This window comes from Anabaena sp. WFMT (assembly GCF_051781005.1).
Taxonomy (GTDB): domain Bacteria; phylum Cyanobacteriota; class Cyanobacteriia; order Cyanobacteriales; family Nostocaceae; genus Anabaena.
The window spans coordinates 372,033-386,908 of the sequence record NZ_JBPWOA010000017.1; the positions used below are offsets into that span (position 1 = coordinate 372,033).

At 36.9% G+C, this 14,876-nt stretch carries 15 protein-coding genes and 1 pseudogene; 7 read left to right on the forward strand and 9 right to left on the reverse strand.

Features of this window, described 5'->3' with window-relative positions; translation table 11 throughout:
* Positions 1-52 precede the first annotated feature (52 nt).
* Genes ACSQ6I_RS10500 through ACSQ6I_RS10510 form a run of 3 tightly spaced genes read right to left on the reverse strand, consistent with a single transcriptional unit; the run spans position 53 to position 1,702 of the window.
* Complete coding sequence (locus ACSQ6I_RS10500) at positions 53-1,072, reverse strand: aldo/keto reductase (protein WP_438890278.1); 1,020 nt, start codon at positions 1,070-1,072, stop codon at positions 53-55.
* Positions 1,073-1,085: 13 nt separating this feature from the next.
* Positions 1,086-1,421 carry a cytochrome c6 PetJ gene (gene petJ, locus ACSQ6I_RS10505; RefSeq protein WP_438890279.1) on the reverse strand — a complete coding sequence of 112 codons (336 nt, stop codon included), beginning with the start codon at positions 1,419-1,421 and terminating at the stop codon, positions 1,086-1,088.
* A gap of 56 nt (positions 1,422-1,477) precedes the next feature.
* Positions 1,478-1,702, reverse strand: coding sequence for a hypothetical protein (locus ACSQ6I_RS10510; RefSeq protein ID WP_438890280.1), 225 nt, complete (start codon positions 1,700-1,702; stop codon positions 1,478-1,480).
* 188 nt (positions 1,703-1,890) lie between these two features.
* Between ACSQ6I_RS10510 and ACSQ6I_RS10515 the strand changes: the two genes are divergently transcribed.
* On the forward strand, positions 1,891-2,685 hold the full coding sequence (locus ACSQ6I_RS10515; protein ID WP_438890281.1) for a histidine kinase: 795 nt from the start codon (positions 1,891-1,893) through the stop codon (positions 2,683-2,685).
* A 111-nt stretch (positions 2,686-2,796) separates the two neighbouring features.
* Here the strand turns inward: ACSQ6I_RS10515 and ACSQ6I_RS10520 are convergent, their stop codons facing one another.
* Positions 2,797-4,416 (reverse strand): ArnT family glycosyltransferase, encoded by a 1,620-nt coding sequence (locus ACSQ6I_RS10520; RefSeq protein ID WP_438890282.1) that lies wholly within the window; start codon positions 4,414-4,416, stop codon positions 2,797-2,799.
* 145 nt (positions 4,417-4,561) lie between these two features.
* On the opposite strand from ACSQ6I_RS10520, the gene ACSQ6I_RS10525 reads away from it, so the two are divergent.
* From ACSQ6I_RS10525 to ACSQ6I_RS10535, 3 genes are all read left to right on the forward strand, one after another.
* Complete coding sequence (locus ACSQ6I_RS10525; protein ID WP_438890283.1) at positions 4,562-5,215, forward strand: class I SAM-dependent methyltransferase; 654 nt, start codon at positions 4,562-4,564, stop codon at positions 5,213-5,215.
* A gap of 158 nt (positions 5,216-5,373) precedes the next feature.
* Positions 5,374-5,883: a hypothetical protein gene (locus ACSQ6I_RS10530; RefSeq protein ID WP_438890284.1), complete on the forward strand. Its 510-nt coding sequence runs from the start codon at positions 5,374-5,376 to the stop codon at positions 5,881-5,883.
* A 109-nt stretch (positions 5,884-5,992) separates the two neighbouring features.
* Positions 5,993-6,880: a hypothetical protein gene (locus ACSQ6I_RS10535; protein WP_438890285.1), complete on the forward strand. Its 888-nt coding sequence runs from the start codon at positions 5,993-5,995 to the stop codon at positions 6,878-6,880.
* Positions 6,881-7,075: 195 nt separating this feature from the next.
* Here the strand turns inward: ACSQ6I_RS10535 and rpsU are convergent, their stop codons facing one another.
* The 5 genes from rpsU to ACSQ6I_RS10560 all read right to left on the reverse strand — a co-directional run bounded on the left by rpsU (position 7,076) and on the right by ACSQ6I_RS10560 (position 12,705).
* Entirely contained in the window at positions 7,076-7,270 is a 195-nt protein-coding gene (gene rpsU / locus ACSQ6I_RS10540; protein ID WP_013192888.1) for a 30S ribosomal protein S21, read from the reverse strand.
* Positions 7,271-7,392: 122 nt separating this feature from the next.
* The gene (locus ACSQ6I_RS10545; protein ID WP_438890286.1) at positions 7,393-7,698 is read right to left on the reverse strand and encodes an RNA recognition motif domain-containing protein; all 306 of its coding nucleotides are present in this window, start codon (positions 7,696-7,698) and stop codon (positions 7,393-7,395) included.
* A gap of 409 nt (positions 7,699-8,107) precedes the next feature.
* Positions 8,108-8,950: a 3'(2'),5'-bisphosphate nucleotidase CysQ family protein gene (locus ACSQ6I_RS10550; protein WP_438890287.1), complete on the reverse strand. Its 843-nt coding sequence runs from the start codon at positions 8,948-8,950 to the stop codon at positions 8,108-8,110.
* Positions 8,951-9,303: 353 nt separating this feature from the next.
* A complete protein-coding gene (locus ACSQ6I_RS10555) occupies positions 9,304-11,574 on the reverse strand; it encodes an MASE1 domain-containing protein (protein ID WP_438890288.1) in 2,271 nt (756 codons plus the stop codon).
* A gap of 267 nt (positions 11,575-11,841) precedes the next feature.
* Positions 11,842-12,705, reverse strand: a complete 864-nt coding sequence (locus tag ACSQ6I_RS10560) for a sugar kinase (RefSeq protein ID WP_438890289.1) — start codon at positions 12,703-12,705, stop codon at positions 11,842-11,844.
* Positions 12,706-12,798: 93 nt separating this feature from the next.
* Between ACSQ6I_RS10560 and ACSQ6I_RS10565 the strand changes: the two are divergent.
* The 3 genes and pseudogenes from ACSQ6I_RS10565 to rsmI form a co-directional block, all read left to right on the forward strand.
* Positions 12,799-13,212, forward strand: a pseudogene (locus ACSQ6I_RS10565) (DUF29 domain-containing protein); the annotation flags it as partial.
* A gap of 49 nt (positions 13,213-13,261) precedes the next feature.
* Positions 13,262-13,873 (forward strand): PH domain-containing protein, encoded by a 612-nt coding sequence (locus ACSQ6I_RS10570; RefSeq protein ID WP_438890290.1) that lies wholly within the window; start codon positions 13,262-13,264, stop codon positions 13,871-13,873.
* Between the two features lie 392 nt (positions 13,874-14,265).
* On the forward strand, positions 14,266-14,876 hold a 611-nt coding region (gene rsmI, locus ACSQ6I_RS10575; protein WP_438890291.1), incomplete at its 3' end, for a 16S rRNA (cytidine(1402)-2'-O)-methyltransferase.

The window sequence follows — 14,876 nt, forward strand, 5'->3', positions numbered from 1 at the left end:
TTCAAAAAGAGAGGATATAGAAAATAAATGGCTATATCTACTCTATAATTAACTACCGTCTATATTCATCCCCACAATCACCAATTAATTTATACAAATCTTTTGATTGTTGAGAAACTGCATCTATTTTCGCTATATCCTCAGCATCTAAATTAAAACTAAACACCTTAGCATTATCTTCTAAATGTTCAGAAATTCCTAATCTTGCACCAACTATTACACCTCCCACTGCTGGCTGATTTAAAATGTAATTCACAGCCACATTGGCAATACTAACTTGATGTTTATCAGCTATTTTTTTTAGGGTAGAAAGTAACTCTTGAAATAATCTCCAATTACCCCAGTTAACAATCATTTGTTTGTATTTTCTCAAGCTAGTGGTGTTGATTTCTAAGCTTTTTGGTTCTGATTTATTCAAATATTTTTCTGATAACAAACCACCGCAAACACTACCATAAGCAAATATTTTAATGTTATTATCTTGACAGAATTTAACTATATTTACTTGTGGTCTTCTGTCAATAATAGAAAACTGCACTTGATTAGAAACAATTTTGATTCCTGCTTCGGTAATAATTTGCAAATGTTCCGTATCAAAATTAGTTAAAGCTAAATGTTTGATTTTACCTTCAGTTTGCAATTCTGCCATATATTTGAGAGCATCTAAATAATTAGAGTCTCCATATTCCCACCAATGGAACTGCATTAAATCTAATGATTTCACATCCATTCTTCTCAAGGAGATATCAATATTTTCCTCGACAAGTTTTTTTGTCATCTTCCCAGCACGAGGAACCCATTTTGTAAAAGCTTGAATATTATTTACAGCTTCTTCACCACGAGTCGCAATTAATTGACGACGAAATTCACCAATTAAATCTTCTGCTGGTCCATAATGGTCTGCTAAATCCCAAGTTGTAAAACCAGCATCGACATATTGAAACATCGACTCAATAGCAGTTTTGGGGTTAATGCGTCCATGTCCACCAGAAACTTGCCACATTCCATTTAAAATTCGGCAAATCTTTAAATCAGGGGTAAATTGCAAATAGCTTTCTTGAGATAAAGTCATATTTTTGGTATTGTTATTTCCAATCTTTTTCTGCTTGTTCCAAAACATAAGCTGCAACGTTTTGAATTTCTTCGGTTGTCAAACGGTCTTTGTAGGCTGACATATTATTTTTACCATTAGTGACGATATTTGTAATCGCCTCTAAGGAATCCATACCATATTTCTTAAGTGCATTCTTTTTTAGGTTTTTTCCCCTTCTAATAATGTTACCACCATTAATATGACAACCTGCACAATGCACGCTAAAGATTTCTGTGCCATTTGTGGTATCTACTGCATTAGCAGGTAAAATCAAAATACTTGTCCACAATGACATAGTAACTAATGTTAATATTAGTAATCTTCTCATCCAAACGCTCCTGATTTTGTGCTGAATTCTGACAGAAATAAGTCCCAGAAAAAATTTTACATTGATTCAAAGTCGGATGTAAATCCTACAAAATTTGCACATTCTTCTTGAAAAGCTTCTGCTTCGCTGACATCCTCGATTTTATAACCCATAATACGTATACCATTTGGCATTTTTTTAGAACCAATTAATTCGCCTTTGTATTTACCTGCTAGTGCTTTAAACTCAACGCCATAAAGCTTCCAGGCTTCTTCATTACAGGTGATATTTACTCGCCACATAATTAATTCTTAATTATTATCAGTACATTTTCATCATCTCACGAACTGGTAACGCAAGAAAAATCATCTATTTGATTTAGTAGTTTTCTATCTAAAGGAGGTGTATGGATAAAGAAGACTGCGCCATAATGAGGATGTAGCATCATGTCCGATCGCTATTCAAATTAGCTAAATTTCCAAGGGTAAACATGACTAACAACATCAAAGAAACAATTCAAGCTGATTTACAGGAAGCTAAAGCTACTGGACAGTTAAGAACTGAGAACATCCGCGAAATTGTCAAATCCGCAGTTTCTCAGGTAGCTGCTGAATTGAAAGAAGGTTCTAGCGAGTTACGCACTTTAGTTAAAGATGCGGTTTCAGCAGTAATTGAAAATTTACAAGATAAAGGTAGCGAAATCAAGGAAGAGGTAACGGCTTCTATTGAAGGTGCATTAGAAGGTGTGAATAGCAAAAGACATGAAGCGATCGCAAAAACCCAAACAGAATTAAAGACGCTACAAGCTCGATTAGATAATGAAGAAGAACAACTCCAGCACGAAGTTGATGGAATGTTAGCCGAGATAGTAGAAACGGGTCAAGAAACATCTGCTAATACAAAAAGTGCGATCGCATCAGCGATTAATGCTATCCAAGATAGTGAAGAAATCGGACTGTTAAAGAAACGTTACGCACAACTCCAAGCACAATTAGCGATTATTCGCGCAAATTTAGCTGCACGTTACGGTGGACGTTCCGTGGAAGTCAAAGACTATTTAGACGAAGCTAAAACCTGGTATGATCAAGCGCGTCCCCAAGCTGAATCGGTGGTTACACAGGTAGGAGAAAAACACTCTCAATTAGATAATAAACTAGGTGAAGCAGGTGCGGCAATAGCAAAAAAAGAGCGCCAGTTAAAGCAAACTTTGAGAGACTTGCTATTAACAACGGCTGATTTATTCAAGGACAAAGAATCTAGCGATAAAGAGACTAATGTTAAATAAATTCATCTATTTCTAGTTGGTTTGTAGTTCTTGATTTTCAACGCTAAGAGTAGAACTACAAACTACTTTTTTAACAGTACAGATATTTATTTTCTGCGCTTTGGCGGTTAATTACAAAGATAAAATTTGAATTAATTGATAATTCTTAACAGTGCCGATAACGCGATAATGTGTTGATAAATTATTAGAATTTGGTGTATAAATCCAAGCATAACTTAAAGCTGATAGTTGAGAAATTGAATCTACTTGCTGACCATGAATAGGAGTATAGAAATTAATTAGTACAGAATTTTTATCATCTAATTTAACAAAAGAGACGGAATTATTTTGAAGAATTTCAGCAATAGATTCTTTTTGGAAGAAAAGTCTAAATGCAGGGTTGAAATCTCCTAACAAGCCTAAACTCCCAGCGGTAGCTATAGATAGCCAACTAGCAATTAACCAACCATTAACCCAGTAATGAGCAGTAAGAAATTTGTAATCACAATGGTAACGCCCAATCCAAATTAAAGGTAAAATTAAACAACCTAAACCCGAAATTAAGGCGAGAATTGCATACTTTTGAATATCAACAATACCTGCGACTAAAACTGCTACACTAGCTAAAGCACAGATAAATCCTAAAATGCCAATGGCATAACTAATATTACGAGGAAGATATGCTTTTATTTTAGTCGATTCTCTGGGTTGGTAAATTCTCGCTAACCAGTCTAAACCCACAGCAGCAAATATGGCTATAAAGGGATAAAGACAAAGACTATAGTGAGACAAACGAGTGGAGAACAGACTAATTTCTGTAAATAGAATTAAGGGAAAACCTACTAATAGCAATTGGTAGCGGGGAATTGGGTTACGAATTACCAAAATTAACCCTAAAATAGCGAAACCAGACCAAGGAAAAGATTTTAAAGGCAGATTCCAGAAATAGAAAAGTATGTTGTTACCATTTTGTTCACGGCTACCTAGCTGTACCACAAACCCTAATAGCTGTCCCCAACTATCACCACTATAACGTAGCCAATTCAACCACAACCAAACCACTGTAGGAATTAACCCGACTAAAGCTCCTACAGACAACATTGGGTTGGTAAGATGACGATGCCGGGGATGTTCCCAAATTAAATAAGGTAATAATGCCGTTATTGGTAATAAAATCATAAAGCTTCTCAACAAGAAGCATAAAGCAAGACTTACACCGCTGATAAAACCGTAAATAGAGCGAAATTTGGGATATAATTCAGCTTGCAGTAAAGAATAAATAGCTATCAATACCAATAAAATCATTGGCACATCAGGTGTGGCTAGGCGGCAATATTGCAGCCAGAGAAAAGTTACACTTAAAATAGCTGATGCTAGGTATGCTAATTTTTGATCAAGGACTATTTTAGTTATTTCATATATGACAAATATGCTCAATATTCCAGCAATCATGCTAGGTATTCGCGCACTAATATCACTAACACCAAATAATTTATAAAAAATAGCAATTAACCAATAAAACCCAGGGGTTTTATGATGAGCATTACCCCAAGGAGCTATCCAATCACCAGATTCAAACATGAGCCGCGCTCGCCTAGCATAAAGCGCTTCATCGTGGGCCATCAGGCTATTTTCCCCAGAGCTAAATAGTAATAAAGGTAGTAGCCAAATTAACAAATTAGTAAAATGAGATTTTGACAATAAACGAATTTGATTCCAAATAGGTGCAAATAAAGGTAATTTATAAAACATTTAATTAATACTGTTAAAAAGCTTATTTTTAGATTCGGTGTCGGTTTTATTCTAAAATTATTTTGGTTAGTATACACAATTTAAAATCAAAATACTAACTAAATTGACCCAAATCAGGCGAAAAATTTTTTCCAAACAAATTTTTATGATATTGCGACCAAATCAACGCCTTAAGTTAGATGATAGTGATGACAAGTTATTTTATGACTATCCGCGCTTTGTTACTCATGTGGATGAAGGCTTTATTCAACAGTTGACAGATTTATATCATCAGCGACTTAAACCCAATACACGAATATTTGATATGATGAGCAGCTGGGTGTCTCATCTACCAGAGGAAATAGAGTTTGATCATGTTGAAGGACATGGACTCAACGCTGAGGAACTGGCGCGTAATCCTCGCTTGAACCATTATTTGGTGCAGAACCTCAATCAAAAGCCTGAGCTACCCTTTCCAGATCAAGATTTTGATGCTGTTATTAACTGTGTTTCTGTGCAGTATGTACAATATCCAGAGGCGATATTTTCAGAAATTCACCGCATCCTCAAACCTGGTGGTGTGGCAATTATCAGCTTTTCTAACCGGATGTTTCATCAAAAGGCTATTCAAGTCTGGCGAGATGCTTCTGAAGCTTCCAGAGTCGAATTAGTGAAGCGTTACTTTTCTTCTGTACCGGGATTTACTACTCCTGAAGTGATTGTTAATCAATCAACAGCACCAAATTTCTTGCAGTGGTTGGGTGTAGCTGGAGGAGATCCATTTTATGCGGTGGTAGCTTATCGCCGAGAAGCAGAATAGACTCATTTTGAACTTTAGGACTACAAACAAAGCCGATTTAACTAGATTTGGCAATTCGATAAAAATTGGATAATTATCGAAAAGTAACGTTTCTGGTGGAAGGACTACCACAGAGCAGATAATTGCTTCAACTCTCAAGCATTTTAAGGAGAACAAACGTGAGTTTATTCCGTGGGCGCAGGATTTTAGCTAGTTTATTGCTGTCTGTGTTACTACTAACTACAGCTTGTTCTACAAAAGCACCCACTCGCTTTGACCAAGTACAACAGGAAAGTACTAAGCAAAAAAGCGGTCAGGCTGTTGTCAAGAATGCAACTCAGGGTAGTAAATTAAACACATTCTTCCCAAAAGGGGGAGATGGTTATGATCGAGTTTATACCCAAGAGAAAAAAGGCTTTTCGGAAGCGAACTTGAAAAAAGACGGTAAAGTTGTTGCTCAATTAGCGATTTCTGACACTAGCAGCACACCAGCAACAGCGTCAAAATATGCTAATAGCACTAAGAAAATTGACGGCTATCCCGCTGTGGAACAGGGCAAAACCCAAACTTCTGTTTTGGTTGGTAAGTACCAAGTGAAGGTGATTTCTAAAGATCCATTATTTACTGCAAGCGATCGCTCTGAATGGATAGAAAAATTTAATCTCGACGGCTTGGCTAAATTGAAATGAGTTGAATTACCACAATATTCCTAAGTGCTGAGTAATTATAGTCATAATCGCACTCAGCACTAAATTAAATGTCTAAATTACGCTAAATCTAAATCAGGAGATTTTTTTTGTGAGTAAATCTATCTTTGAATTAGTTGATCAGCTACCAAGCAGCAACTTGACTGTTTCCATGTTGAACGCTTTAGATTTTGTCGCTCCCGGTGAGTGGCAAAATACCATTGGTTTTGTCAATACAATTAAAAGCGTCACTGGTGAAGATGATGAAGATATAATTCAGCAAATTGGTGAACGAGCAATTTATCTATATAACGATCGCTCCCAAGGATATCAAAGAGCCATGTGGCTTTATCAAACCGTTGACGGTACTGACAAGGCTCTTGGTGCAGCAGCTTTGGCTAACAAAGTCGGTGAAAAAATCCCCATGTTGGGCTTTTTAAACTCCATCACCCCCAAACCAGACAAAGCCCAAACCATTGACTTAACTTTAAAAGTAGTCACTGAATTAGTAGCCTTTTGCCAAATTAACGGCATTCCCGGAGACAGCATTGGCGATTTTGTCGGTGCTTTAGGTGAGTATAGCGGTGAGTCACTCATCCGCATGGTAGCCTTAATTTGTGTTGATGGTTTAATACCCCTGGGACCTGACTTCATCAACAAAGCTTTATCTCTAACTAGTCAGACAAACCCACAGGAATTAGCACAAAACTCGACTTTCCAAACTATCAAAGATTCAATTCCGGGCAGCAATGATGCTGGTAAACTCAACTTTATTGGTGAAAGCTTTGACTCCGTTAAAGGGTGGATGAATGGTATTGTGACAGCCAATAATTTAACACCACAAAAGGTTGTTGGTAACTTGCAAAGTTTTATCGAAATTGCTGATGACAAATTAGACTATCTGGCAGCGTTCCTGGATATGAGTACAAATTACTATGAACATACTGGAACACAGACTTTAGCTCGACGTTTGATTGAAAGAGCCTTCGCTGAAATATAGGCACTTTCTAGCCTTAATACAACTTGTAGTAGCGCCAAAATCATATATAGCGCTACTACAAACAGGTTTTTTTATTAATTTGTGCTAGTTATTTGCGGCTGTTAATATACATTGCCACACACAACAGAAGTCACACGGAATAATGAAGAGACTCTGACTGGGTTTCCAGTCGCAGTGAACATTACCCTGGATTTATTACTTGAAGCGAGAACGTTGTTGACGACGTTGCTTATGTCTAGCTATTGCTTTGCGCTTCTCTTTTTCTAAAGGTGTTTCAAAATGGCGATTTTTACGCATATCTTGAAAAATTCCTGCTTTGGAAACTTCTCGCTTAAATCTCCGCAAAGCCGATTCAATACCTTCATTTTCTCCCAAAACCACTTGCGTCATTCTCATTACTCCTTATTATGGGTGAATACATACAAGCTAGAGTTAAAAAAATATCTCAGCAGAGTCGCAGCTTTGGCTTCATCTGCTAGAAACTCTAGATTTAAAAATTTTTCAGAACAGGATTAATAGCGGCGATCGCCACGATTGTTATTATCCCAGCTACCACTACGAGGAGAACTTCTTTCTTCACGGGGTTTAGCTTTGTTCACTTTTAAATCTCGCCCCATCCACTCAGCACCATTAAGTGCTTCTATGGCTTTTGTTTCTTGGTCTTCAGATTCCATTTCCACGAAAGCAAAGCCACGCGGCCGCCCTGTTTCCCTATCAGTTGGTAACTGCACACGGCTAACTTTTCCGTACTCGGAAAAAGCCGCCTTCAGGTCTTCTTCTGTAACCTGATAGGACAAATTTCCAACGTAAATCGACATAATGTGGATGGTCTCCCAAACCAGCGAGTGTAGAGAGTTAGATTCGGAGAGACTCATTTAAAAGAAATTAAAACGACTAACTCAACCGAAAATAATCCTTATATCCGCGAGTATAGCACAGCCTTTGAATCTGAACTCATGACGAGTAACATTTTCTAAAAAACCTCTAGACTTTTTTCAGCTACATTACAGCGGATATACTTAGGCTGCTATCTGACATAATCTATGTACAAATAAGTAGCAGTTAGATCCCAATAATGTGCTTGACTTAATAGCCTTAAGGATATATTCAGAAAACTCAGGCTGAGAACTAAAGGAGTTAAAGAATAACCACTCTGATTTATTAGTGTAACTAATTATATCATAACCAGCCAAGGGAGCAAATTAATGTGCAGTATTTTTTCTAGACTCATTTATTAGCAAACTCTATTAAGGTTTGTTCAGCCTTCTGGCACAGTATCTCATGATGTTGAGAACTGCTGGCCAGTAAACCACCCCATTGATTAATATCACCAGTGTTATACTCTAACGCCTTACCATTAAAGTGCGTAAATTTGCCCCCAGCTTCTGTGAGAATTAGTTCAGGAGCAGCCATATCCCAATCTTTGGGTGCAGATTTACCAGAAAGAGAAATGTAAATATCTGCCTGTTGTTCGACAATAGCAGTAATTTTACAACCTACACTACCAATCGCTTTTTGATTTTGACAAGGTAGATTTTGCAACAAATATTCTAACGCTTCATTGCGATGAGAACGACTAACAACCAAAGTTAAATCTTCAATAGGTTTATTAGCGACTACTTTTAAGAAACGAGAACCATTCACGCTTTCCACAAAAGTACCACCGCCTTTGGTCGCATAATATAATTTTTTTGCCTCTGGAATGGCCACCACTGCTAAAACTGGACGTGTTCCTTGGACTAAAGCAATATGAATGGCATATTCCCCAGTTTTATCAATAAAGTCGCGTGTCCCGTCTAAAGGATCAATAATCCACACCCATTCATGGGAATTTTGTCCATGTTGAGATTTATAGGTTTCTTCGCTGATGTAGCCAAATTCTTCATTACCTAAAGCTGCTTGTAACTTGGTTAAGATATATTGACTAACAGCCAAATCTGCAACTGTGACGGGTTCATTGTCCTTATACTTGATATCTAAATTAGTACCATGATAATAAGAACTGAGTAGACTAGCAGCACCCCAACCCACTTCCCGCGCAATTGTTAATATTTCTGATAAGTTTTTCATGAATTCATCTGAAGATAAATTTGGGTGGATAAGAAAACATTCAACAGTCAGTATACAGAATACACAAATCTAGGACTTACGCACTCAGCCAAGTTGAGAACGGTAGAATAGGCGTTTCAACTTCTGGTGAGATTCTTCGCTGCGCTCAGAATGACAGTTTTCCGTTTCAGTGCGTGAGTCCTGAAATCTAGAATTCAGATTTAATTTTGTAAATTATAGTCAATAGTAATTTAACTTCAAATTGTCTGAGTATTCCGCTGCACCACTCCTGTTACCTCTTTCATAGCATCAAAATTACCATTCAGATCAGACGCTATATATTTGGGATAGAATTTGATACCCAGATAGGGAGATCAGATTGTTGATTTTTTGATGGCTGCGGTGAGTTCTTCTGCCAAGATCGGCTTAGTAATAAAGTCATTCATCCCTGCATTGAAGCAAGCATCACGATCTTCCTCTAAAGCGTTTGCAGTGATAGCAATAATCCAAGGTTGAGGTTTTGAAGATTGGCGAATCATCCGAGTCGCAGTAATGCCATCCATTTCTGGCATCTGCATATCCATTAAAATCACATCATAGGATTTTTTTTCTAATACCTCTAATACCTCTACTCCATTATTGGCAATATCAGCACTATAACCCAGATTTTTGAGATACAATAGTGCCACTTTTTGGTTGACTTTGTTATCTTCTGCTAAGAGAATTTTTAGTGGTGATTTTGTGGTGATTTCTCCTTCAGATTCTCCTAAAGATTCTTCCGGTATTAAGTCACTAACTAAAACTGCTTTAGCAATAAATGTAAAATAAAATATTGAGCCTTGGGGATGATTATTTTGAATCTTTGAGATCCAATTTAAAGGAGGATTACCCCCGATATTGCCGCAACTTTCCACCCAAATTGTACCTCCCATCAAAGCTACTAAACTCTTACTAATTGCCAAGCCTAAACCTGTACCACCATATTTGCGACTAATGGAAGCATCAGCCTGAGTAAAGGGTTGAAATAGTTTATTTAAGCGATCGCTATCAATACCAATTCCTGTATCTTCAATGGAGAATATTAGTTCTAATACTCCATTTTCCTGTTTTTTGTTCCCAACAACTGAGATCAAAATATGTCCTTGTTCGGTAAATTTAATGGCATTTCCTATAAGATTGAGCAAGATTTGGCGGAGGCGAGAAGCATCTCCTAAAATATTATTGGGAATATCAGCTTGAATCGAATATTCGAGATTAATATCTTTGTTTAATACTTGCCTAGAGAGAAGAATACACGCGGATTTGAGGAGATCGCTTAAGATAAAATAACGTTCTTCTAGTTCCAAATTTCCTGATTCAATTTTTGAAAAGTCAAGAATATCATTAATGATGCTCAAAAGGGCATTACCGCTATCTCCAATAGTATGAACTAAGTCTTTTTGTTCCTCTGAGAGATTTGTCATGGAGAGGAGTTGAGCCATACCAATCACGCCATTCATAGGTGTGCGAATTTCGTGACTCATATTTGCTAAAAATTCACTTTTAGCTTGAGTGGCGCTTTCTGCTGCTTCCTTGGCTTGAGATAGAGCAAGCTGTTGTTCTAAAGCTTTATTGTAATCAAGGAGAACCTTTTCTGTTTGTTTACGTTCAGTATCTTTTAGCTGATCCAGTTCTTGTAATTTAAGATTTTGATTGACTAGCGTATTATTGGCTATACATAAATCGCTTCTAACTTGATTATTTTCATTTAAAACTGCATTCAACATTAAAGTTGTCATGCCAATACAAGCAATGAAAGATTGTAATAATAGTAGAGAAATTTGGATAGAATTTTGGGTGAATGAGCTATGACCTTGAACTGTAATAGTAGCCATAATAACGGCAATAATAACCATTAAAAGGGTAGCACCTAGCTCTTTGAATCGGAAAGCTGTCCACACCAATAAAGGAACTAGTAAATATTCTGCATTGTAACCTCTGGAAATGATATTGCTAACAGCTAATGTTAAAAATAAGATAATAGTAGCTTCTAGCCAACAACGTTTTAGCAAGCGAGTAAATGAGGTAATATTTCTGTGCCAAGCAACGATTAAGGAAGCAAAAATTAGAATCCCAAAAGAATCACTTAACCACCAGGTAAGGGCAATATCAATATAAAGTTTCCAGGGAGCTTTGCCAAAGATACATAATAACAATGGACATAAAATTCCTACAGGTAAATGACTGAGAAAACAGCCATATATCATAAATTGAAGGGTATCTTTAGCTCGGTTTAAAAAGTAGTGACTACCGATTAAATATTCGATTAAATAATTAGCAAAAAGTTTTCCTGCTGTAGCAATAAGTACAATACAAAGGGTTAAAATGAGAGTAGAAAGATTAGACCATGCCTTATAAATGACAAACTCCGCGCTCAATATACCTATGAAAACCCCCAACCATAGGGGATATCCCCAAATAGCAATTAACCCCACAGCAATACCCCCAGGAATCCAAATGGGAGTTGATCCTGTTTCGGGGTAGGTAGTGAAACTATGGGACAGTTGGGCTGTGATATAGTAAGCGATCGCTGCTATTACCTGTTTCCACCAAGCAACCCGACGAAAGTTAAATATATTTGGTTGAAGACGAGCATAAATTGACATGATCGATCATTACTAATTATGTTGTGAGTGGGAGGTATCAGGTGGCTACTAAGAACGGGTTAAAAGTGTCATTCTTCACTTCGTTCAGTATGACATAAGTCCAGATTGCACCCGTTTACAGTATATATAAATAACATATATACAGTAGGGAACAGGGAATATGGATTACAGGATTTAGATGCGTTTGCCCTGCTCATTTACATTTTCAGCCATGAATTAAGGTTAAAAATTTTAAAACTTTTAGTAAATATAAACATTCATGATTTTCTACAAAGTTGAATTCATCCAACGGCGTGTACCAAAATGCTGACAAGATTCTGCTGCAATTTGACTGGCTAGTGCTAATGCTTCTGTAAAACTTGTTTGCAAAATATAATGGCAGAAAGCACCGTGAAAAATATCTCCTGCGCCTAGTGTATCAACGGGCTGTATTTGTGGCACATTGATAATATCAATATTATGATAATTTAAGTACTGAATGGCTTTTTCCCCTTGAGTAATGGCGATGTGAGGAATGTGAAATTTCTGAAGATAGGTAAAAACATCTTCTTGATTTTGGCAATTCGGGGGGTAAAAATTCGCAGAACAAATGGCATAGTCAACAAAAGGTAAAATTTCTTCAAAGCCTGGTTTCCAGCTACCTCCATCAATCACAACTGGGATATTATGGATTTTAGCAGTTTGGGTAATAATTTTACTAACCGCCATTTGATGCCCATCTATAAGTACAATATCAATATTTTCTAAAATATTTGCTGGTATAGAGGCACTACTTGCTTGGGTTTTGACAGCATTAATGGAAATCACCGCTCTTTCACCAGTACTTTGAGTAACAATAATTGAAGAAACTGGTGGTGATGTACTTTTATTAGAGTCTAAGTCAATAATTGCAACTTGATGATTTGTCAAATCTGTACGAATTAGCTGTGTCATGGGGTGAGAACCCAGCACACTCAGGAGTTTAGCTTGATTACCTAAATAGCTGAAAGTGACAGCCGCATTTGTTGCCGGTCCACCTGCTGCCACTGTATAGTCAATAGCAACTAGCTTTTGATTATTTTGTGGATATGAGTCTGCAAGGTAAATTAAATCTAGGGTAATCAAACCTACAAATAAGGCAGAATTGGTCATTGGTAATTTGCAATTTTATCAATTATTAAGTGAATTATAGGAGAATCTATGAATTCAACTACCCATGATCATGATTTTTAGGCTTGGACACAAGAACAAGCACATTTGCAGCGAACTGGACAATTTAATCAAATTGATTTTCATCATATCGCTGATAGCGTAGCGTGGCTGAAAGCCATAGAAATTGAAGATATGGGACGTTCTGAAAAACGGGAATTAGAAAGTCGATTAGAGGTATTACTTATACACTTATTCAAATGGCAATTTCAGCCTAATTTGCGTTCTCGAAGTTGGCAATCAACCATAAAAGAGCAACGCTTACGTTTAGAAAAACTCCTAGCAGAAAACGCGAGTCTTAAATCATTTTTAGCCGATTCTCTGGATAAAGCTTATCCACTTGCTACTATTAGCGCCGAAAGAGAAACTGGATTGTCTTTATTTCCTGATAGTTGTCCTTACAGCTTAACAGAAATTTTCACACTTGAATTTTTACCCACTGATATATAATAAACATTATAAAAGCATAAGTCGTTTTCTTGCTGGAGAGTTATAAATTATGTTCAAAAATATGGCGATGGATGCACTAGGTTTGAGTGATATTGGTGCTGTAATCAAACCGGAAGACTATAACAAGGTTGATAGTGATGACTATGTGATTCATGAAGAAGGTGAAAAAATTTATTTTCTGATTAAATCAAAAACAGATGAATACTGTTTTACTAATCTAGCTTTGATTCATTTAGATGGCAATTCTGCGGTTAGTAAAAAACGCTTACTCAAACGCTTTAGTTATAGTCACCACATTATTCAGGATGTGAAGTTAGAAACCGCAGGAACAATAGATATGGACATCGAAATCAAGTTAGCAATGGGTGAGCAATCCTATTCTATTGATGTTGCTAAAAGTTATATTTCCCCTTTGAAAGATTTGTACAAAGCTTTACTAAAAATTGCATCAATTCAGCGGGAAAATGCCCTTTATTATCAATATGCTCAAACTAGTTTAAATACAGCAGCGACCACAGTTAGTCGTTCTACAAGTGCATCTACTTCAGAAGAGCAATTTAAGGCAATTAACTGGTATGCTTTTAATTGGTTAAAGTATGCTCATGAAACTTATGTACGTAAGGATTTTGGTGAGATTTTTGAGAAGTTTATTAACAACTAATTTGTAGTTGTATAGTCAGTTGATGACCAAGGGATAATATCATGTCCGGTTGAATACTTATCATTAAGGCAGCCTTATGGCTAACGCCACGCTATCGACTTGTCTTCGACACACTACGTGAACGCTCAGGGGGAAAGAGAATTTTTGGATTTCTGCACAAACAATTTATATCGCAAGTGATTAGGTGGACAAGGGGTAATTTGAATTTCTCTTTTTTATGACTTGGCTGTTGCGTTTTTTATTTTGCAACAATTAAATTTTAGTTGAGGATGTAGTATATAGAGGGCGGGGAAACCCCGCCTAATTTAATTGAAGAGTTACTGTTGAATGTTCTTCAGATCAACTCAAATTATAAATTAGAATTTTTGCTTTTTTATCATGTAAAATACTTTATGCAAACTGATCCAAAACCATCAACACTTTATATTGTCGGTACGCCCATTGGCAATTTAGAAGATATCACTTTTCGGGCGGTGCGAATTTTGCAAATGGTGGATTTAATTGCGGCGGAAGATACACGCCACACGGGCAAATTGCTGCAACATTTTCAGGTAAAAACTCCCCAAATGAGTTACCATGAACATAATCAGAATAGTCGGATTCCTGAGTTATTAGAGCATTTGACTAATGGTAAAGCGATCGCACTGGTTAGTGATGCGGGAATGCCGGGAATATCTGATCCTGGTTATGAATTGGTAAAAGCTTGTATTGAGGCAGGAATCACAGTGGTACCTATTCCCGGTGCTAGTGCGGCAATTACGGCTTTAAGTGCAGCGGGATTACCAACAGACAGGTTTATTTTTGAAGGCTTCTTACCAGCTAAGAGTCAGCAACGACTACAACAATTAGAATATTTGCAAGCTGAACCCCGGACTTTGATTTTCTACGAGTCACCTCACCGCTTACGGGATAGTTTACAAGATTTAGCTACAGTTTTGGGGAACGATCGCTCTATAGTCATAGCACGAGAGCTAACTAAATTATACGAAGAATTTTGGCGGGG

Bases quoted from the DNA above. Each gene is read 5' to 3' on its own strand.
- ACSQ6I_RS10500 (WP_438890278.1), bottom strand. From the start codon at position 1,072: ATGACTTTATCTCAAGAAAGCTATTTGCAATTTACCCCTGATTTAAAG.
- petJ (WP_438890279.1), bottom strand. From the start codon at position 1,421: ATGAGAAGATTACTAATATTAACATTAGTTACTATGTCATTGTGGACA.
- ACSQ6I_RS10510 (WP_438890280.1), bottom strand. From the start codon at position 1,702: ATGTGGCGAGTAAATATCACCTGTAATGAAGAAGCCTGGAAGCTTTAT.
- ACSQ6I_RS10515 (WP_438890281.1), top strand. From the start codon at position 1,891: ATGACTAACAACATCAAAGAAACAATTCAAGCTGATTTACAGGAAGCT.
- ACSQ6I_RS10520 (WP_438890282.1), bottom strand. From the start codon at position 4,416: ATGTTTTATAAATTACCTTTATTTGCACCTATTTGGAATCAAATTCGT.
- ACSQ6I_RS10525 (WP_438890283.1), top strand. From the start codon at position 4,562: ATGATATTGCGACCAAATCAACGCCTTAAGTTAGATGATAGTGATGAC.
- rpsU (WP_013192888.1), bottom strand. From the start codon at position 7,270: ATGACGCAAGTGGTTTTGGGAGAAAATGAAGGTATTGAATCGGCTTTG.
- ACSQ6I_RS10545 (WP_438890286.1), bottom strand. From the start codon at position 7,698: ATGTCGATTTACGTTGGAAATTTGTCCTATCAGGTTACAGAAGAAGAC.
- ACSQ6I_RS10550 (WP_438890287.1), bottom strand. From the start codon at position 8,950: ATGAAAAACTTATCAGAAATATTAACAATTGCGCGGGAAGTGGGTTGG.
- ACSQ6I_RS10555 (WP_438890288.1), bottom strand. From the start codon at position 11,574: ATGTCAATTTATGCTCGTCTTCAACCAAATATATTTAACTTTCGTCGG.
- ACSQ6I_RS10560 (WP_438890289.1), bottom strand. From the start codon at position 12,705: ATGACCAATTCTGCCTTATTTGTAGGTTTGATTACCCTAGATTTAATT.
- ACSQ6I_RS10570 (WP_438890290.1), top strand. From the start codon at position 13,262: ATGTTCAAAAATATGGCGATGGATGCACTAGGTTTGAGTGATATTGGT.